Annotated in this window: 14 protein-coding genes; 5 read left to right on the forward strand and 9 right to left on the reverse strand. The window is 63.7% G+C overall.

Features of this window, described 5'->3' with window-relative positions; translation table 11 throughout:
* Positions 1-89: 89 nt before the first annotated feature.
* Entirely contained in the window at positions 90-677 is a 588-nt protein-coding gene (locus P3T40_RS24425) for an ATP phosphoribosyltransferase regulatory subunit (RefSeq protein WP_429270305.1), read from the forward strand.
* A gap of 296 nt (positions 678-973) precedes the next feature.
* Positions 974-1,792 carry a formate/nitrite transporter family protein gene (locus P3T40_RS24430; RefSeq protein WP_429270277.1) on the forward strand — a complete coding sequence of 273 codons (819 nt, stop codon included), beginning with the start codon at positions 974-976 and terminating at the stop codon, positions 1,790-1,792.
* A gap of 95 nt (positions 1,793-1,887) precedes the next feature.
* Here the strand turns inward: P3T40_RS24430 and P3T40_RS24435 are convergent, their stop codons facing one another.
* From P3T40_RS24435 to P3T40_RS24450, 4 genes are read right to left on the reverse strand one after another with little or no spacing between them, the layout of a single operon-like run.
* Positions 1,888-2,268, reverse strand: coding sequence for a DUF1634 domain-containing protein (locus tag P3T40_RS24435; RefSeq protein ID WP_429270278.1), 381 nt, complete (start codon positions 2,266-2,268; stop codon positions 1,888-1,890).
* The gene (locus P3T40_RS24440) at positions 2,265-3,128 is read right to left on the reverse strand and encodes a sulfite exporter TauE/SafE family protein (RefSeq protein ID WP_429270279.1); all 864 of its coding nucleotides are present in this window, start codon (positions 3,126-3,128) and stop codon (positions 2,265-2,267) included. The genes P3T40_RS24435 and P3T40_RS24440 overlap by 4 nt, the downstream gene beginning before the upstream one ends.
* Before the next feature lie 17 nt (positions 3,129-3,145).
* Positions 3,146-3,898 carry a GntR family transcriptional regulator gene (locus tag P3T40_RS24445; protein ID WP_429270280.1) on the reverse strand — a complete coding sequence of 251 codons (753 nt, stop codon included), beginning with the start codon at positions 3,896-3,898 and terminating at the stop codon, positions 3,146-3,148.
* 53 nt (positions 3,899-3,951) lie between these two features.
* Positions 3,952-4,287 (reverse strand): thioredoxin family protein, encoded by a 336-nt coding sequence (locus P3T40_RS24450; RefSeq protein ID WP_429270281.1) that lies wholly within the window; start codon positions 4,285-4,287, stop codon positions 3,952-3,954.
* A gap of 310 nt (positions 4,288-4,597) precedes the next feature.
* On the opposite strand from P3T40_RS24450, the gene P3T40_RS24455 reads away from it, so the two are divergent.
* Positions 4,598-9,541 (forward strand): response regulator, encoded by a 4,944-nt coding sequence (locus P3T40_RS24455; protein ID WP_429270282.1) that lies wholly within the window; start codon positions 4,598-4,600, stop codon positions 9,539-9,541.
* 130 nt (positions 9,542-9,671) lie between these two features.
* On the opposite strand, the gene metG is transcribed toward P3T40_RS24455, so the two are convergent.
* On the reverse strand, positions 9,672-11,192 hold the full coding sequence (gene metG / locus P3T40_RS24460; RefSeq protein WP_429270283.1) for a methionine--tRNA ligase: 1,521 nt from the start codon (positions 11,190-11,192) through the stop codon (positions 9,672-9,674).
* Positions 11,193-11,596: 404 nt separating this feature from the next.
* Here metG and P3T40_RS24465 point away from each other — a divergent pair, with 404 nt between their 5' ends.
* Together P3T40_RS24465 and P3T40_RS24470 are read left to right on the forward strand one after the other, a co-directional pair.
* Positions 11,597-12,502, forward strand: coding sequence for a LysR substrate-binding domain-containing protein (locus tag P3T40_RS24465; protein ID WP_429270284.1), 906 nt, complete (start codon positions 11,597-11,599; stop codon positions 12,500-12,502).
* 285 nt (positions 12,503-12,787) lie between these two features.
* Positions 12,788-13,921: an acyltransferase family protein gene (locus P3T40_RS24470; RefSeq protein ID WP_429270285.1), complete on the forward strand. Its 1,134-nt coding sequence runs from the start codon at positions 12,788-12,790 to the stop codon at positions 13,919-13,921.
* A gap of 128 nt (positions 13,922-14,049) precedes the next feature.
* On the opposite strand, the gene P3T40_RS24475 is transcribed toward P3T40_RS24470, so the two are convergent.
* The 4 genes from P3T40_RS24475 to P3T40_RS24490 form a co-directional block, all read right to left on the reverse strand.
* The gene (locus tag P3T40_RS24475) at positions 14,050-15,363 is read right to left on the reverse strand and encodes an MFS transporter (protein WP_429270286.1); all 1,314 of its coding nucleotides are present in this window, start codon (positions 15,361-15,363) and stop codon (positions 14,050-14,052) included.
* A gap of 78 nt (positions 15,364-15,441) precedes the next feature.
* Entirely contained in the window at positions 15,442-17,316 is a 1,875-nt protein-coding gene (locus P3T40_RS24480) for a diguanylate cyclase domain-containing protein (protein ID WP_429270287.1), read from the reverse strand.
* Positions 17,313-18,440 carry an extracellular solute-binding protein gene (locus P3T40_RS24485; protein ID WP_429270288.1) on the reverse strand — a complete coding sequence of 376 codons (1,128 nt, stop codon included), beginning with the start codon at positions 18,438-18,440 and terminating at the stop codon, positions 17,313-17,315. Before P3T40_RS24485 ends, P3T40_RS24480 begins: the two co-directional genes overlap by 4 nt.
* 465 nt (positions 18,441-18,905) lie before the next feature.
* Entirely contained in the window at positions 18,906-20,351 is a 1,446-nt protein-coding gene (locus tag P3T40_RS24490; RefSeq protein ID WP_429270289.1) for an NAD-dependent succinate-semialdehyde dehydrogenase, read from the reverse strand.
* Positions 20,352-20,477: the final 126 nt, after the last annotated feature.

A 20,477-nucleotide genomic window follows, 5' to 3' on the forward strand; every position in this document is an offset into this window, starting at 1 on the left:
CATGACCATGATTCGCGGAACACGTTTTATCGTCGGTAAGGAAGCGGCACAAGCCCGCGCGTTGGAAAATCGCTTCCGGAGCTACCTTCATTGATGCCGGTGCCGAAGAAGCCATCGTGCCTGCGCTGTGGTCGCAGGATACCTTCGTGGAAAAGGCCGGTGGCAGCGAAATCATTGGGCAAATGTGGGCCTTTCCGGACAAGAAAGGCCGGCCCTGTTGCCTGATTCCTGAGGCCACCGCGCTGTTTCAGGAACGCTGCCAGGAACTGCTCGAGGGGCACCGCGAACGCATGCTGTTTTACGTGGCACGCTGCTATCGCTATGAACGTCCCCAGGCCGGCAGGTACCGCGAGTTCGTGCAACTCGGCTTCGAGTACCTGTGTCCGGACCCCGAGCGCGCGCTGGTCCGCAGCCGCGAACTTGCCGCAGGCTTTCTCGATTCGTTAGGGCTGCGTTACGCGCTCGACCTGGCTGCGAAGCGCGGCCTTAGCTATTACCTGAACGGGCAGGGGTTCGAGATTCGCTGCAACGAACTCGGCGCACAACAGCAAATGACAGGTGGGGGCGCGTATCGGGAGGGCGCGGGCTTCGGTCTCGGCGCAGAAAGGTTGTTGTTGGCGATGAGCATGCAAGGTCTGTTGACAGCATTAACCGCAGGTACTGACAGCGGGAACTAACAGCAGGCTAACGATTTGCTAACAGAGAGCGACGCAGAGAAACACTCGGCAAGCTCATCGTGATCGCGGCCCCGGACAACATCGGGGCCGCTCACACTGCCCCGTCTTAGTGCAACTCCGCGAAAAAGGGATACAGAATTCGGCTAGCCGCGGGAGCACAGTTTTGTAGAGCTGCCAAACACGCGGTTTCAAGCCAGTTTGATGATGAATATCGAGTTTTGCCGAACTATCATTGCGCCAGATTGACGCACCCTCAGCGCGGATGAAGAGGGAAGAGACCAACTCGTGGAGCCATGATGTACGCAGAGAGTATCGACAAATTCGCCAAGATCGGCGCGCATAAAGCAGTAGCGATTGCGCGTTCGCCACTCGCCTTTCTGATTGGCGCGGCTATGGCAGGGGCCTATATCGGCTTCGGCGACATCCTGATGTTTTCGGTCGGCTCGCATGTCGATCCGGCTTACGTGCACCTGATCATGGGTGCGGTATTTGCCTGCGCGCTGACCATCGTCGTGTTCGCCGGCTCGGATCTGTTCACCGGTACGGCGATGTACATGCCGTTTGCCGTGTTGCGCGGCGAGACGGGTGTAGGCGGGATGGTGCTGGTGTGGATCGTGTGCTGGATCGGCAACCTGATCGGCGCGGTGGTGCTCGCGGTGATCCTGCATGCGGCCGGCGGCGGGGTGCTGCTGACCGACGGTTCCGAGGTCTTCTTCAAGGCGGTCACGGCAAAGATGTCCGCGCCGGGTCTCGCGCTGTTCTCGAAAGGACTCCTGTGCAACTGGCTCGTGTGCCTTGCGATCTGGATGGCAGCACGCACGAATAACGACGGCGCCAAACTGGGCCTGATCTTCTGGCCGGTCTTCGCGTTCGTGGCAAGCGGCTTCGAACACAGCGTCGCCAACATGTTCGTGTTCGCGCTGGCGCTGATCGGCGAGCATCCGGACAACATCACGCTTGCCGGTGCTGTGCACAACGAAATTTTCGTCACGCTCGGCAATCTTGCCGGTGGCGCCATCTTCATGGGTCTCGGCTACTGGCTGCAGGAAGGCGGTATCGGCCATCCTTCGAAAAGCCGCCTGCCGGCGAACGCTGGCGGCGCCCATACGAGCTGATAACGCAACACTACGCTGAACTGCGTTGACGAATGCCCGCGCCTGAGAGATCAGGCGCGGGCATTCTGCTTTTTGGGGCAACGGGGCGGCTCATGTTAGCCGCTCATGGATACACTCATATGCGCGCCGACGACGCAGCCGGCCGCCACGATCAGCAGAACCAGCACGGTAATCGCGCTAAAGCGGTAGTCGCGCTGACGCAGGAACATGCCGAGCGTCAGGATCAGGTGCAGAACCGGCAGCAGGATGAACAGGGCAATGCCGGCTGTGACGATGGGCATGCCAGCCGGCAGCGCGACTCGATGGCCGCCGGTGGGAGCAGCACTTAGCGTCAAAACGAAGCCTACTGCGATGGTGAGCGAGGCCACCCACGTGCCGTACTTCAGCAACGCGGCGAGCCGGCGCTCGAGCGCCGGCGAAGTCTTCGGATGGATTGGCGCTGCGTTTGGCGTGGTGTTTGATGGCGTCGGCCTCATGCCGGTCCCCCCAATGGCTTGACGTGAAGGGCTTCGAACAGCATCTGTGCCGCTAGCGCAACGAGGACGGCCACAAAAAGAACCCGCAGTTTGTCGTTCGACACGCGCATCAGCACCCGCGCGCCCAGCACTGCACCGGCGACGGAGCCGAGCGCCACCGGGCCGGCGACAGCACTGACGATATCCCCGCGAAGGAAACAGGCGCCTGCGCTGGCGGCCGCCGTCACGCCGATCATGAAGTTGGAGGTGGCCGAAGACACCTTGATCGGCAGGCGCAAGGCCGTATCCATGGCGGGAATTTTTAGCACACCGCTGCCGATGCCGAGCAGCGCAGAGATCAACCCCGCGCCGTACATCAGCAGCATACCGAGCGGTACACGCTGCACCTGGTAGGCGACCTCGTGGCCGAGCGCCCGATCCGGATAGGTGGAGTCGAGGCCGAGCGAGGCGGCCCATCCTCCCGTGCCGGCTGCGACGGCCGTGCCTGCCGGATCGACGCGCCGCGCCAGCATCTGACGCGCCGACACCAGCAGGACCAGCGCGAACAGCAGAAACAGCACGGACACCGGAATGATCCCTAGCAGCAGCACGCCGCACAATGCGCCCAGGGTGGTGGCGGTTTCGAGCACGAGGGCGAGGCGGACATTGGTGAGGCGGGCGCGCAGGAACGGCGCGGCGCCGCCGCAGGAACAGGCGATGACAGAAACAATGCTGGCGCCGATTGCAACGTGAATGTCGAGATGGCCGAACATGGTCAGGATCGGCACGATAAAGATGCCGCTCGCCATGCCAAGCATGCCGCCTAGCGCGCTTGCCCCAAGCGATACCGCGAAGAGCCACAGAGCGAAGCCCATATTCATGACGAATCCCCCGTGCGTCAGCCGCGCTTCGTGCGCCGTGCGAGCCGCGTCACGAACTGGATCTGATCGCCCCGGTAGTAGAGCTTTTCATAGTCGACCGGCTGATGGCCCGCACAATACGAGGTGCGTTCGATCAGAAAGATCGGACTCCCAGGTGCGATGCCGAGTGCCTGCGCGACGGTCTCGTCCGCGCAAGTCGCTTCGAGCCGGTATTCGGCTTCCACCAGCGGCATGTCGTACTTCTGTTCGAGCAGGGAGAAGATCGGTTCGGTGTCCAGATCGTTGCCGATAATCTTTTCGCCGATATCTTTGGGCAGCCACGTTTCATCGAACGAGAGGGGCATGCCGTCCGCGAGCCGCACGCGCTGGATACGCATGACCAGCGTGCCAGCGGCCAGCCCGAGTTGGCGTGCCACCCGGTCGTTCGCCGGCACCACCTGCCTGTCGACGAGGCGTGCGCTCGGATGGCGGCCGAGCGCACGCATATCTTCGACGAAGCCGCTCAGCTCGGTGAGTTCCTGCGTGATTTTGGGCTGGGTAACGAAGGTGCCTTTACCGCGGCGAATTTCGATCAGGCCGCGCTTGATCAGGTTCTGCACCGTCTTTTGAAGGGTGGTGCGGCTCACGCCGAAGCGCTCGAGCAGGCTTTCCTCGTTCGGCAGGCGGCTGCCTGGCGGATAGGTGCCGTCCGCGATGCTGGCTGCCAGCACCGCTTCAACCTGAGCGTAGAGCGGCAGGCTGCTTTCTGGGTCGATAGTCATGTGAGACATAGTGACATCATGACGTCACTATGTCAATGCTGGACGTAGTCAATCGCACGGCCTCAGGCGAGCGCGTTCAATCCTTCCACCACGGCCCGCACCTCGGTGGGGCGCACCACCCGCGCGACTTCGGCGCCATCGCGCAGAAAGATGAGAGTGGGCCACAGCTTGACCTTGAACGAGCGGCCGAGCGGCCGGCCGGGGCCGTCCTCTACTTTCAGACGACGCACTTCCGGATGAGCCTCGAATGCCTGACCGATCAGCGGCTGGGCAGCCTTGCAGTAGCCGCACCAGTCGGTGCCGAATTCGAGGACCGTTGCGCCCGCAAGCATGTCAACCTCGGCACGGGTCGGCGAGGTGGTGGAATAGGCGTTGGAAGCGGCAGCGTGACTAGTCATTTTTGCTCCGGGATGGACTATGCGGGGACGTTGCGGGCAGCACGATTTACCGGACTTCAGGGTTTGCAACGCGCTGCAGCACAGCTTCAATGTATCGGAAAACTTCACCTGCGGCATTTGGCGAACATATCGCCATAAGCGCGTCGCTTTCGTGTGCTTTAAATGGCATTCTCTCGCTTGCTTAAGCGTTCTGAATGCGAGAATCTTGCGAAGCTGGTCCGTTCGCACCGAGCCGCTACAGTGCCTATCGCGCAACGGTTGCGAACGTCAGCCAATTCAACAAGACAAGTGTGCCGAGGAGATTGCGTTAATGAAGCCGGATAGCCGAACGGCCGACGCGTTGCGCGACAGTTTGACCACGACCTTCCTGGTCGGTGGCGGGGAAATGGGCGCGCTGATTCGTGCGCACGACTGGAATTCGACCTCGCTCGGCGCGCCGGAGAACTGGCCGCAGGGCCTGAAGACCGCGATCCGCATCATGCTCACATCGCGCCAGCCGATCTGGATCGGTTGGGGGCCGGAGCTGCTGTTCTTCTACAACGACCCCTATAAATCGATCATCGGCGGCAAGCATCCGGTCGCGCTCGGTCAGCCGACCGAGGTGGTATGGCATGAAATCTGGAGCGATATCGCACCCTTGCTCGCCACCGCGATGACCGGCTACGAAGGCACCTTCACCGAACAGAAGCTGCTGATCATGGAGCGCAACGGCTTTCCCGAGGAGACGTACTACACCTTCTCGTATAGCCCGATCCCCAATGACGACGGCAGTGCCGGCGGCATCATCTGCGCGAACAGCGACGATACCGCGCGTGTCATTGGCGAACGTCAGCTGATGCTGTTGCGCGAACTGGCCGCCTCGACTGCGGATGCCCGGTTATGGCACGACGCCTGCGAGTTGAGCATGCGCGCGTTGCAGACCGATTCGCGCGATATCCCGTTTGCCCTGCTGTACATGGCCGAACCGGGAGGAGCGGACGTCACGCTGGCGGGCGCCAGCGGTATCCCCCCTGGCCATCGCGCGGCGCCCGAATCCATGCGCGCCGACGACGCAGCGCGCTGGCCGTTTGCGGAAGTGCTGCGCACGCAAAGCCCGCTGGTCGTGAGCGATCTGGCGCAACGCTTTGGCCCCGGACTGCCGAGCGGCCCGTGGAGTCTCGAACCGGCTCAGGCCGTCGTGCTGCCCGTCATGCCCGGCGGCGAGAAGGCACGGGCCGGAGTCCTCGTCGCGGCGCTCAATCCGTGTCGCCTCCTCGACGACGGCTATCGGGCCTTCCTCAATCTGGCGGCAGGGCAGATCGGCGCGGCCATCGGTTACGCCCATGCGTATGAGGAAGAGCGCCGGCGCGCCGAAGCGCTCGCGGAAGTCGACCGCGCCAAGACCACCTTCTTCTCGAACATCAGTCACGAATTTCGCACCCCGCTGACCCTGATGCTGGGTCCGCTCGAAGAACTGCTCGCGAGGCCCGGTGCGACCAGCGACGCCGACCGCAACCTGATCGAGATCACGCATCGCAACGGCCAGCGGCTGCTGAAGCTCGTCAACGCGCTGCTCGACTTTTCGCGTATCGAAGCAGGGCGTTTCCAGATCAGTCCCCAGCCGACCGATATCGCCGCCTTCACCGCCGAGCTCGCCTCGCTGTTTCGCTCCGCCATCGAGACAGTGGGGCTGCAACTGGAAGTGGACTGCGGACCCGCTCCGCTGATTGCCGAGATCGATCGCGACATGTGGGAAAAAGTCGTGATGAATCTGCTGTCGAACGCGTTCAAGTTCACGTTCTCCGGCTCGATCAGGGTGACGGTGCGGCAGGCGCAGGACGGTAGCATCGAGATGAGCGTGGCGGACTCGGGCATCGGGATTCCGCCCGCTGAGATTCCGCGGCTCTTCGAACGGTTTCACCGGGTGCCCGGATCGCCGGGCCGCTCGGTCGAGGGCAGCGGCATCGGCCTTGCGATGGTGCAGGAACTGGTCAAGCTGCACGGCGGGTCGATCCGGGTCGATAGCACGCCCGGCACCGGCAGCCGCTTTACCGTCGTGTTGCCGCGCGTCACAGCGCTGGGCGCCGTGCCGCAACCCGCGCTGGCCGCGCCGGCCTCGCTGAGCCGGAACGCCCTTGCGTATGTCGATGCCGCGCGGCGCTGGATCCCCGCCGCGAACCCGCTTTCCGACAGTGAACTGGACGAGACGCCGTCCTTGCTGGACCCGGCCGAAACGCCCGTGCCCCTGCCTGCCGGACACGTCGCCGGGCGGGTGCTGGTGGTCGACGACAACGCCGATTTGCGCGAGTACATGCGCCGCATTCTCAGCCAGGCGGGGCACGAAGTCGCGGTCGCCGTCGACGGGCAGGAGGCGCTGGAGGCGGTGCGGGCGAGGCTCCCAGATCTCATCGTCTCAGATGTGATGATGCCGCGGCTCGACGGCTTCGGTCTGCTGCGCGAACTGCGCGGCGACCCGGACTTGCGCGAAACGCCGGTCCTGCTGCTGTCGGCCCGCGCCGGGGAAGAGGCGCGCGTGGGCGGTCTCGAATCTGGTGCTGACGACTATCTGACCAAGCCGTTCTCGGCGCGTGAACTGCTGGCGCGCGTGACCGGCAATCTGCAACTGGCGCGCCTGCGCCGGGAAACCGAACGCAGTCTGCGCGAAGAGTCGAGGACGCTGGAGATCCTCAACCGTGTCGGTACGGCGGTGGCCGCGGAACTCGACCTGAGCCGCGCTGTGCAGGTGGTGACCGACGCGGCGACGGAGCTTACCGGCGCCGCCTTCGGCTCGTTCTTCTATAACGTGCAATCGGATGATGGCGGCAGCTACATGCTGTACTCGCTCTCCGGCGCGCCGAAAGAAGCGTTCGCGAGTTTGCCTAAGCCCCGCAACACTGCGCTGTTCGCGACCACCTTCAAAGGCGAGGGTATCGTCCGCGTCGACGATGTGACGCAGGACCCGCATTACGGCAGGAACGCTCCCTTTCACGGCATGCCGTCGGGCCACCTGCCGGTCCGCAGCTACCTCGCTGCGCCGGTGATCTCGCGCACGGGCGAGGTCATTGGCGGCTTGCTGTTCGGCCATCCGGAGGCGGGTGTATTCGACGCCCGGGCCGAGCGCATCGTGGTGGGGATCGCGGCGCAGGCCGCCATCGCCATTGACAACGCGCGGCTCTATCAGGCGGCGCAATCGGAAATCGCCGAGCGCACCAAGGCCGAGCACGCGCTGCGCGAACTGAACGAGACGCTGGAGCGTCGCGTGAGCGAGGCCGTCGCCGATCGCGACCGGCTGTGGGAACTGAGCGAGGATCTGTTGGCGGTGGCCGATTTCGACGGCTCGCTACAGCGCATCAGTCCATCGTGGCAAAGCACGCTCGGTTTTCCGCTGCATTGGTTGATGTCGCACTCGTATATGGAGCTGGTTCATCCCGACGATGTCGCCCTCGTCACCGACCAACTGGAGCGCTTGCGGCGCACGGGCGTGCCAGCGCGTTACGAGAGCCGTCTGAAACGCACCGACGGTACGTGGCGCTGGATAGCATGGACCCTGTCGCTTGATCGGGCCGCGGACCGCATCAATGGCGTGGGTCGCGATGTCACCGTCGACAAGGAAACCGCCGAAGCCTTGCAGAATGCCGAAGAAGCGCTGCGCATGGCGCAGAAGATGGAATCGATCGGCAAGCTGACCGGCGGTGTGGCGCACGATTTCAACAATCTGCTGCAGGTGATCGGCGGCAATCTGCAACTGCTGGCGAAGGACGTGGCCGGCGCCGACAAGGCCGAGCAGCGTGTGCGCAACGCGCTGGCAGGCGTGGCGCGCGGCGCCAACCTCGCCTCGCAGTTGCTGGCTTTCGGCCGGCGTCAGCCGCTCGCGCCAAAGGTCGTCAATCTCGGCCGCTTTATTCGCGGGCTCGACGATATGTTCCGCCGCGCGCTAGGCGACGGCATCGAGATCGAGACGGTCGTCTCCGGTGGCCTGTGGAATACGCTGGTCGATCCGTTTCAAGTCGAAAACGCGCTGCTCAATCTGGCGATCAACGCCCGCGACGCGATGCGCGGACACGGCAGGCTCACCATGGAGGCGGGCAACGCCTCGCTCGACGACGCCTATGCGCAGCGCAATGCGGATGTGACGCCGGGCCAGTATGTGATGGTGGCGCTCACCGATACCGGCTCGGGCATGCCGCCAGAGGTGCGCGAACGCGCCTTCGAACCGTTCTTCACCACCAAAGCGGAAGGTCAGGGCACGGGGCTGGGACTCAGCATGGTGTATGGCTTCGTCAAGCAGTCGGGCGGCCACGTCAAGATCTACAGCGAGCCCGGTCACGGGACGACGGTGCGCATCTATTTGCCGCGCGTGCGTCAGGAGGAGGACCTCGAAACGCACGTCGACGCGGGTCCGGCCAAGGGCGGTGCGGAAACGGTGCTGGTGGTCGAGGACGACGAGGATGTGCGCTCCACGGTGGTCGAGATGCTGACCGATCTCGGCTACACGGTTCTCAGGGCCAAGGACGCGCAGAGTGCGCTGGCGATCGTGGAAAGCGGCGTGCCGATTCATCTGCTGTTTACCGATGTGGTGATGCCAGGGCCTCTGCGCAGCACGGAGCTCGCTCGCAAGACGCGCGAGCGCTTGCCCGCCATTGCGGTGCTGTTCACCTCGGGCTATACCGACAATGCGATCGTGCACGCCGGCCGGCTCGACGAGGGCATCGAATTGCTCAGCAAGCCGTACACGTACGAGGCGCTGGCTCGAAAAGTCCGTCACGTGCTGAGAAATGAGAACGTGCAGAGCCTCGATGAGGCCGCTTCGGGTGCGCGGGATGCGAGCGCTGACGCGTTCGGCAGGGGGCAGCGCGATGAGGTTGGGGGCGAGACCGCGCATGGCAGCGATGCGCCTGACGCCGCCGATGCCATCAATCGTCTGCGGATTCTTTATGTCGAAGACGACGAACTGGTGCGCCTGAGTACCGCTGAATTGCTGCGGACGTTCGGACTGCAGATCGTCGAAGCCGGGAGCGATGTTGAGGCGCTGCGCATTCTCCGCGAACAGCCGGTCGACTTGCTGCTGACCGATGTCGGGCTGGCGGGCAAGTCGGGCGTCGATCTGGCGATCGATGCATGTCGCGGTCATCCGCAACTGCAGGTGATTTTCCTCACCGGCTACGACCTCGTGCTGACGCCCGAACAACGGCAGATGCTGCCCAACGCCATTCCACTGCGCAAGCCGTATGATCCGCTCGCGCTGATCGATCTGCTGCAACGCCGCGCCCGCTGACGCAAGGCGGGCGAACGGGTATGGCGCTCGCCATGCCCGTTCGCAGGACTTCCTGGCGTTGTGTCGTTTCATGGCCGCCAAGCCGCGGCTGGATGCAGCTAACCTTCGCTGTACGTCGCTACGCGTGGTTTTAGCCCGCCCGCTTGGGAAACAGAATACCTTCCCTGATAAGGCCGCCGGGTTTGACACCTTCGCCCCACGCCCGATCCCAAGCCGTCCCGGCCGAGACGCCAAGCCACGATTGCAGCTCTTGCATCTTGCCCGGCATCACGGGGTGGAGCAGGTTGGAGACACCGTAGAGCGCTTCCAGCAGCGTGTAGAGCACGGTATCCAGGCGGTCGGCGGCATGGGGGTCTTTGGCCAGCGTCCACGGCGCGCTGCTCGCCACATAGACGTTGAGCTGTTTCACGAACTCCATTACCTGTTCGGCGGCCCGCCCGAGTTTCATTTCGTCCACCAGCGCCAGCACGGCCGCAGGGAGTTCGCGCGCCCGCGCGATCAACGCCTGCTCCGGCGCTTCGTAGACCTTAGGCACGGGTACGTAACCGCCGCGATACTTCGCCACCATCGACAAGGTGCGCGACGCAAGATTGCCCAGATCGTCGGCCAGATCGCGATTCAGGCGCTGTTCGATCACAGCCTCGCTGATGATTCCGTCAAAGCCGAAGCTGACCTCGCGGATCAGCGTATAGCGCAGTGCGTCGACGCCGTAGGTGTCGGCAGCCGCCAACGGATCGACGCCGTTGCCGAGCGACTTGCTCATCTTGCGTCCGTCAGCGCCCAGCAGATGCCCCGACACATGCAGCCGCTGATACGGCGCGATGCCCAGCGCGTACGTCATGCTCAGCCAGAAGAGGGTATGCGTGCGCAAAATATCCTTGCCGATCACGTGCCGCACCGAAGGCCAGAAGTTTGCGAAAGCGGGCTGATGGGGATAGCCGAGCGGCGATACATAGCTGAGCAGGGCATCGAACCAGACATAGGTGACGTGCCACGTGTCCCATGGAATCGGGATGCCCCACTCGAGACGGTCCACCGGTCGCGAGATGCTCAGGTCGCCTATCGGTTCTTCCAGCAGCTTGAGGATCTCGTTGCGGTACTGCGCGGGCTGGATCAGATCAGGCGTATCGAGCAACAGCTGCCGTATCCATTCCCGGTGCGCCTCCATGCGGAAGAAGTAGTTGGGCTCGCGTCGTACCACGGACGGCTCCTTGTCCTCCGGCAACTTGCCGTCAACCAGTTCCTTCTCGGTGACGAAGCGTTCCTGGCCGACCGAGTAGAGCCCTTCGTAATCGGCGAGATAGATCTCGCCGGCGTCGAACAGGCGCGTCAGGCATGCGGATACGACGCGCGCATGGGCCGGCGCCGTCGTGCGCACGAACAGATCCGGCTCGACCGACAGACGCCGCCACGCTTCCTGAAACGACTTCGCGTGACGTTCGGCAAACTCGCGCGGCGCCTCGCCGGCCTGCATCGCGGCCTTGGCGATTTTCTCGCCGTGCTCGTCGGCGCCGGTGAGCAGCACGACCTGATGGCCGGCCGCGCGCAGATAGCGGGCCATGATGTCCGCGTGGACACTGGCGTAGGCATGGCCCATATGGGGCCGGTCGTTCACATAGTAAATGGGCGTGGTGATGTATCGGTACGTCATTGCCGCTCCAAAAAAGAAAAGGGACGCCAGCGGCGTCCCTTTTTAGAAGCAAAAAAGCCCTCAGCGCCTGGGGGGAGAACCTACCAGGAACATACGCATCGAACGAGCGGGGGCTTGGATAGCTTGGATTTTCATCGAGAAATGTCGAAAGGCGAATCAGCGGCGCGAGCCGCAGACTTTGAATCGTGCCAGCAATTCCGTTCACTGTCTAGCGGCGGTGGAGGGCGGCTGGCGGGCGCGTGAGCCGGCATCCGGCACTCTCCGGGCACACACATCGGGCCAGCGCTCGGACATAATGGCGGCAACGGTGCCGTCGACGCACCACTGGCCGCTCGCACCCAACCCGGCACGGTCGAGCGGCGTCCGCCATGCCGTTTAACTGTGACTGACGAGGATTACCCCGTATGGACCGCCTCCAGGCAATGGAAGTCTTCACCCGCGTGGTCGAGACCAACAGCTTTTCGAAGGCAGCAGAACTGCTGGATTTGCCGCGCGGCTCGGTAAGCAACCTGATTCAGGCGCTCGAGCAGCACGTTGGTGTCCGCCTGTTGAACCGGACCACACGCCAGGTTAGCGTCACCGAAGATGGTGCGCTGTACTACGAACGTTGCGTCGGTATCCTCTCAGAGATCTCGGATGCGGAGTCGTCACTGTCGAACAAGCGGCAGAGCCCCGCGGGCACCATCCGGGTCGACACCTCCGGCACCCTGGCGAAGGCGCTGTTGTTGCCGGCGCTCGGCGATTTTTACCAGCAGTATCCGGAGATCGAGGTGCGTCTCGGACTCGCGGACCGCAATATCGACCTGATTCAGGACGGCGTCGATTGCGTGATCCGCATGGGCTTTCTGGAGGAGTCGAGCCTCGTGGCACGGCGCATCGGCAACTCACGCATCACGACCTGTGCGTCGCCTGCGTATCTTGCCCAGTATGGGACGCCGACCACGCTGGAGGAGCTCCAGGGGCACCGCGCCGTCAACTACGTTTCCGCGCGCAGCGGCAAAGTTTTCCCCTTCGAGTACCAGGTGAACGGCGAAGTGGTCAAGGTGACGCTCGACGGCGCGCTCGCAGTGAACGATGGCACGGTCTACATTACCGCAGGCGTGCTGGGCTACGGCATTATCCAGCCCTCGCGTTTCATGGTCGCGGACATGATCGAGCGGGGCGAGTTGCAGGAAATACTCACGGAATACACGATCCCGTCCACACCGCTGTCGATTCTTTATCCGCACCGGCGCATGAGTTCGCGGGTCCGCGCATTTACCGAATGGATCACCGAACTTGCTAACCGGCATCCGGATCTCGGCCTTTGAGAGGGCGTCGCGTTCCGTGCCATACGTAAGGACACGGGCAACAAAACCGGCAACGGAGCGACGCGCTGCACGACGCGCGGCGGAATTATTTTTTTACAACAAATTATTTCGCACAAAAAAGCGGCATTTTTTTAAATTGACGCGTCGTGCTGCCGCGATTTTTTTCTCTTCCATGACGCCCTATGATGGCCTGAGCGCGCCGGACGAGCGGCCTCTCAACCGTGTCGCCACGGCCTTCAGCAATTCAGGTGTGACTGGCGTACACCGACCCGGACGATGGCATTCATGGACAACAGAATTCGCGGTTTCGACGGACTACGCGCCATTGCCGTTCTGATGGTGTTTTTACAGCATCGCGTGCTGAGCAGCCGCGATGAGACCGGCCATCTCGGTGTATGGATTTTTTTCGCACTCAGCGGTTTTTTGATCACCGGCATCCTGAGCGCACAGCGCAGAACCATCGAGAAGGGCGCGAGCGATTTTTTTGCTGAACTCAAGCGCTTTCTGTTTCGGCGGACGCTGCGCATTTTCCCGATCTATTACCTGCTGCTGGCTGTCATGGCAGTCCTGATGATGTTGGGGCATGCGAGTCCCCAACTGAAAGGCGGTTTGCCGTTTCATTTCGCTTACCTGTCGAATATCTGGATCGGCGAGGTGTTGCGTTATTGGCCCGGCCCCTGGTCGCATCTGTGGAGTCTTTCGATCGAGGAGCAGTTTTATCTGTTCTTCGCGCCGCTACTTCTGCTTGTACCGGTTCGCTGGCATTTGCTGGTCTGCTATGCGGTATTCGTGACCGGTGTGGCGTCGATGCTGTTGATGCGGGCTGCGGGCACGCCGGACATCGTCATCTACACCCATCCGTTGACGAACTTCTGGATGCTGGCGCTCGGTGGCATCGGCGGAGCGTGGTTGCGCATGGAAGGCTCACTGCTGCGGGCGTTTCTGTCGCGACAGTCGAGCTTCGTCGTGTTGTTGCTCGGCGTGACGCTGCTGTGCGTCACCGAGCCCAACTGGACGACGGCCGAGAATCCCGCCGCATACACGCTCGTCTGCACGCTCTACGGCATGTGCATTGCGGCACTCGTCTGTGCGGTTGCGTGCAGCGGCAGCAGCGCGCTCGTTGGCATGCTGGAAACCGCCTGGCTGGCGTCGCTGGGCCGCATCAGCTACGGCTTCTATCTGTATCACAACTTCGTGCCGGACCCGACGCGGCTCAGCCGGGTGAAGGCGCTGTTTCACGGCGCGGGCGAACCGCCGTGGGCCCGGTTCGCGGGAATCGTGATTTCGTTTGGTGTCTCGCTGCTGTTGGCGACGCTCTCGTGGCGCTTTATCGAAGCGCCAATTCTGCGACGCAAGGCGGAGTGGGCCCAGCGTGTCGTGAATACGACTGAGCAACGTGCTGGCTTCTATAAAAGTTAAGGCGAAATACGCCGCGGCTCGCGGGATGTGAGGAGCATGCTTCGGAGTCGTGCGGCCGTGGTCATGCAGCCTTGTAGCGATGCAAGCACGCAAGTACGCCAAGTACGCAACCCCGCGGCTTTGCAGCGTTACTGCACGTTTTCTTCCGCTTCGGCGGCTTGCGCATCTGGCGGCGCTTTGCCCTTGGGTTCGACACCGTCCACGCTCGCGTGAATGCGTCCACCGGCAAAGCGCACCTGCAGATTGCGGTATTTCCTGAGGTAGTGAAGACCGACCAGCGCAGCAGCGAAGCCGGAAGCCGCGCCCACGCCGAGTGCCCAGCGCGGTCCGAAATGATCTGCGACCCAGCCGACAATCGGCGCGCCCAGCGGCGTGCCACCCAAAGCGATAGCCAGCAGGATGGCGATCACCCGGCCGCGCATGGCGGGCTCGGTGGAGAGTTGGACAAGGCTATTGGTCGACGTCGTAAAGGTTTGCGTGCACACACCGATGACGGCCAGTGTGAGCCCGAACAGCCCGTAGGTGGGCATGCACGCGGCCAACGTGCAGCCAAACCCGAAGAGGGCGGCGCTCACCAGCAACAGCGACAAACGCGGCCTCGCCCGGCGTGCCGCCAGCAACGCGCCCGTCACCGATCCGATCGCCATCGTCGAGGTCAGGAGTCCATACTGACCCGCACCGGCATGAAACGCCGTGACCGCCATGGTGGAGATAAAGATCGGAAAGTTGAGCCCGAACGTGCCGATCAAAAACAGCATCAGCAGCAGCGCCTTCAGGTCGGGCCGCTTCCAGACATAACGGAAGCCGTCGACAAAACTCCCGCGCGCGCGACGCGCCTTGAGCTTATGGTGCAGTTGGTCGACGCGCAGAATCTTCAGCGAACACAGCACCGCGGCAAACGAGGCCGCGTTGATCAGGAATACCCAGCCGGTGCCGACCGAAGCGATCAGCACGCCGGCCACCGCTGGGCCGATCATGCGCCCAGCGTTGAACGAAGTGGAATTCAGCGCTACCGCGTTCGACAGATCCTCTTCTCCCACCAGCTCGACGACGAAGGTCTGCCGCGCGGGCGAATCGAACGCCGTGACGCAGCCAAGCAGGAACGCAAACAGGTACACCTGCCACAACTGCACGAGGCCGGTGACGGTGAGCAGACCCAGCCCGAGGGCGAGGGCGCCCATCACCGCCTGGGTCACGAGCAGAAGCTTGCGGCGGTCGAGATGGTCGGCCGCAAAACCGGTCAGCGGCAGCAGGAGCAGCATGGGCCCGAACTGCAGCGCCATCACAATGCCGACGGCGGTCGCATTCCTGTGGGTCAGCTCGGTGAGGACGAGCCAGTCCTGGGCGGTACGCTGCATCCAGGTGCCCACGTTGGAGACGAGCGCGCCGCCTGCCCAAACCCGGTAGTTGAAGCCGCTCAGCGAGCGGAAGGTGCCTTTCACCGAACTATCCTTGCGGCGGGATTGAACTTGTGGAACCGCGGCGCCGGCCTGGTGCCGGGCATGTAGCGCGGGGCTACCTCACAGCACGGTGTCCGCGTTACCCAGCCCCGGCGCCGAGCCGAAGCGGTCGGTGTCCTCGTCGTCTGCCTGCTCGTTATGCGCCGAGCTGTCCCGCTGGCCGGCGCTCTGCGGGCGCGGGCCGCGCGTGCGCGCGTCGAGCAGGTCCTGGTAGTGCAGCCACGATGCATGCTCGCCCGATTTGGCGGCATACATGGCGGCATCGGCATTGAGCAACAACGCTTCGGCGGAGGTGCCGTCGGCCGGATAGTGGCTGATGCCGATACTCGCGCCCACTAGCATGGGCTGCCCATCGATCAGCAGCGTGTCGTTCAAGGCGCGGATGATGCTCACGGCAATCCCCGGCGCCGCCTCGGTCGAGCGGGCGCCCTTGATGAGCACGATGAACTCGTCGCCGCCGAGGCGCGCCACCATGTCGCCTTCGGACTGGCCCTCGGACAAGACCGCCTGCAGACGCCGCGCTACGGTGGCCAGCACGCGGTCACCGACCGCGTGGCCGTACTGGTCGTTGATCTGCTTGAAGCGGTCGAGATCGACGAACAGCACGGCAAGCCTTTCGCCAGCCGAGGCAGCCTCATGAATCGCCGCCTCCAGGCGGTCGGCGAACATCATCCGGTTGGGCAGCCCGGTCAAGGCGTCGTGACTGGCGAGATGAACCAGTTCATGTTGCTTGTTATGCAGCACGTCGAGCTGCGAGCGGATTTCCCGGCGCATTCGGTCGAAGCAACGCGCCAATACGCCGATTTCGTCGGTACGCCTGAGCGGCAGGGCGCCCATCGTATGGTCTGCGAAGAAATGGGTGGCGGCATGCGCGAGCATGTGCAGCGGCTGCGTCAGCGCCCGCGCGAACACGATGGCCAGCAGGAACGCCAGCACGCTCGAGACCAGCACCATGCGCACAATGCGGTCGCCGAGCAGCGTCGCTCCGGCCAGCACGTCCGAAAGCGGCTTGGCGAGGCCAAGGACGATGAAGCGGTTGCCGTCCGCCACGCCGAACGGCCTGCGGATGAAGGCCAGCACGCGGCCCTCGGCCTGATGTGGCCGCATCAGCCCGTTCATCAGTACGTCGTTTTTCGACTGCGCGAAGAGCGGCACGGTGGCCGGAAAACTGTCCTGCATCAGGATGCGGCGCCCCCGGTCGAATCCGAAGGTCTGCGCGGCATCCGGGTGGATCAGGAAATCGCCCCATTCGTTGGCGAGGTACACGTGGTAGTTGCGCGGCAAGTCCACTTGCAACACCTTGAGCAGGCTCGCGAGGTCCACGTCGATCACGAGCACGCCGGTCACGCTGCCGTCCGCGCCGATGACGGGCGTGCCGAGACGCAGCGTAGGTTTGCCCTCGGCGGAATGCGCGCCGTGTTCATGGTTGACCGTGATCGGCGAAATATAGATGCCGCGCGGCGGCAGCGCGAGCGTGTCGAACACGTAGGCAAACTGACCTTTTTCCTGCAGCCCACTGGCCTCCACCCGCACCGCGTTCTGTGCGTTACGGTCGAATCGGATCAGTTCGCGACCATAGTGCTGGCGCGCGATCAGGCGGATCTGCAGATACTCGGGATGATTCGCCATGAAGCTGCCGAACACTTTCGCCAGCCTCTCACGCGCGGCATTGGTGCCTGACCCATTGTCGAATTGTGCGACCTCGCCGGCCGACGGCAGCATGGCGAGCACCTGGGCGTCGGCGGCTACATCGTCGATCGCCACCGAAAAGCGCTCGCCGAGCAGTTCGGTGGAGGTCAGCAGATTCTGTTCGGCTTCGTGCACGAGCATTGTGCGGTTGGCGTGGTAGGCGTAGAAACCGGTCGCCCCGGAGGCGACCACGCCGATGCAGGCGAGCAGTAGCGACAGCTTGAAGGTCAGGCCGGGACGCATCATTTGAAGGTCTCCGGCAGGTCGCCCGAGACGATCTTGCTCCATAGCGCTTCACGCCGCTGAACGTCGACGACCGGGCGGATCCAGACCAGATGCGCGCTGACGTTGCTCTCGGGCGAGGGCGTCAGCGTGTTGGCGAGGCCCTGGCGCTGGATCAGCAGCACGCTGACGTCTGGTTCGAGCATGTAGTTGATCCAGGCGAGCGCGAGCGGACGATTGGCCGCGGCATTCGTCATGGCCCAGCAATCGAGCCAGGCGAGGGCGCCCTCGTCCGGGATCACGTAGCCCACATCCGCGCCGGCCCGGCGTAACTGGGCGAGCTGCTGGGTGCCGTAGTTACCGAACATCAACGCAACCTTGTGCTGGATAAAGAATGCCGTCGCCTCCTCGGGGAGCGTGTAGTAGGTCAGCAGATTGCGGCGCAGGTCGATCAGCTTGAGGGCGATCGCGCGGGTTTGCGTGGGGCTCAACTGGAACGGGTCGGGATAGCCGAGCGCAAGCGCCGCAAACGAGAAGTTGTGCTGCGCGCTGTTGAAGTCCAGCACCTTGCCGCGATAGCGTGGATTCCACAGTTCCGCCATCGAAGTCGGCGCCACCGCGATCTGCTTGCGGTCGTAGATCAACCCCATCGACGAGTAGGTGAACGGAATGGCGTAGACCTTGCCGCCTGCGGTCAGGCCCTCGATCGACGAGAGCGCCTGAAAGCGCGGCAATTGCCGCCGCGTATTCGGAATCTGCGCGAGGTCGAGCGGCGCCAGCATGTGCTCTTCGGTGTAGCGCTGAATTTCGGCCGTGTTGGCGGCGAGCACATCGAACTGCGGCGTGCGGCCCGCATGCATGTTGCCCCAGAGCGCTTCGTCGGAGTCGACCAGCGTCACTTCCACCTTGGCATGAAAGCGCGCTTCGAAGGCTTTCACGACATCGGGATCGGCGTAGCCGGGCCACGCCAGCACCCGCAGGACGCTTTCGCCGGCTCTCGCCGGGGCGGCCGCGAACAGGTAGCCGCATGTGAGCAGCGCGAGCAGGACGAAGACGCGATATGCGCGACAGATTTTGCAGTGCGGATTCGCCGGTGTCCTAACGGATCGGGGCGTGTGTCGCGATAAGGATAGGGGGCCCCAGTGCATGTCATCGGTCCTTTGGCAAGCGTGTCCACGCGATCAATACCGCTTTGCATCATGCACCCCAATTCGAGCATTGGCATGACCGTGACGTGGATCGCCTCGCCGTGGGTTCGGTTGGGTGAATCGTGATCTGTTATTCGCTTTTTGCGAAGGGTGCTGCGCGCTTTGTTCGTTTCGCGATCTGATTCCGGCCCGAAACCGTTTCGCCAAAATACGCGAGCACGCCTCTCGTATGCATAACGGCCTCGGAGGCGATCTCTTTAGCCGAAAAGGTAGTGCGAATCCTCCAAAAAATGACTGAGGGAAGCTTTCGCCTGGGCGCGAGCGAAGGGTGGGTGATGGCGGTAAGCCGATCCGCGGGGGCAAAAAAAGCGGCCCCTTGCGGGGCCGCCCGGACTTCAAGCGGATGAGGCCGGATTTGCCTCGCGGCGCGCCAGCCTGCTGGCTGGTTGGCCGCTCAGGTATCGATCAGGACGACATCACCGTCACGGCCTTCGTCACCAGATACGCTTCCACGGCCTCAGGGCCGCCTTCGGAGCCGTAGCCCGAATCCTTGACGCCGCCGAACGGCATTTCCGGCGTGGGCGTGGCGGGCTGATTGATCCACAGCATGCCGACTTCAAGCTGCTGCGAGAGCAGATGCACGTTCGCGAACGACTTCGTGAAGGCGTAGCCGGCAAGGCCGTACGGCAGGCGGTTAGCCTCGGCAATGGCGTCTTCGAGCGAGTCGAAGCCGCGAATCGCCGCGACCGGACCGAACGGCTCGTTGTTGAACACATCAGCCTCGAGCGACACGTTGGTCAGCACCGTGGGCGCAAAGAAGTTGCCTTCCGTGCCGACGCGCTCGCCACCGGTTGCGACCGTGGCGCCCGTGGCGCGGGCGTTATCGAGCACCTTGGCCATGGCTGTGAGGCGGCGGGCATTAGCGAGCGGCCCGAGCGTGGTGCCTTCGGCGAGGCCGTCACCGAGCTTCAGGCTCTCGGCGTGCTTGACGAGCGCCTGCGAGAACTCTTTGCGGATGCTGTTGTGGACCAGAAAGCGCGTCGGCGAAATGCAGACCTGGCCGGCGTTGCGGAACTTCGCACCGCCGGCGGCCTTGACGGCCAGCGCGACATCCGCGTCTGCCGCGACGATTACCGGGGCGTGGCCGCCCAGCTCCATGGTGGCGCGCTTCATATGCTGGCCAGCCAGCGCGGCCAGTTGCTTGCCGACCGGCGTCGAACCGGTGAAGGTCACCTTGCGGATGACCGGGTGCGGAATCAGGTAGCTCGAGATTTCAGCGGGGTCGCCGAACACGAGACCGACCGTGCCGGGCGGCACGCCTGCCTCGACAAACGCCTGCAGCAGGGCGGCGGGCGATGCCGGGGTTTCTTCCGGCGCCTTGACGAGGAACGAACAACCGCTCGTCAGGGCGGCGCTCAGCTTGCGCACCACCTGGTTGACCGGGAAATTCCACGGCGTGAAGGCGGCGACGGGGCCGATCGGCTCCTTCAGGACCAGATTCTGGGCGGCCAGATTGCGCGACGGCACTACGCGGCCGTAGATACGGCGGCCTTCGTCGGCGAACCATTCGATGATGTCGGCGGCCGACAGCATTTCGACACGGGCTTCGGCGAACGGCTTGCCTTGCTCCTGCGTCATCAGGCGCGCGATATCCGACGCGCGTTCGCGCACCAGTGCCGCGGCCTTGCGCATGATGGTGGCGCGCTCGTTGGCGGGGACCTTGCGCCAGGCTTCGAAGCCCTTTTGCGCGGCGGCGAGTGCGCGGTCCAGATCGGCGATGCCGGCGTGGGCAACCTTGCCGATCGGCTTGCCGGTGGCCGGGTTGATAACGTCGAGGGTCTTGCCGCTCGCGGCGTCGCACCACTCGTTATTGATCAGGAGTCGGGTGTCGGTATAGCTCGATGTAGCCATGCTGGGTTCCTCTGATGGGTAGGGGCGAGTGGCCGCGACAGCGTGCTGGCGGCCGGAGATGGGCTTCTGATATGACAATCTTAGCCGATTGTGGCCGACGGCACAGGCGGTGCGCGGCCAGGCACC

It is taken from the genome of Paraburkholderia sp. EB58 (assembly GCF_050436665.1).
Lineage (GTDB): Bacteria > Pseudomonadota > Gammaproteobacteria > Burkholderiales > Burkholderiaceae > Paraburkholderia.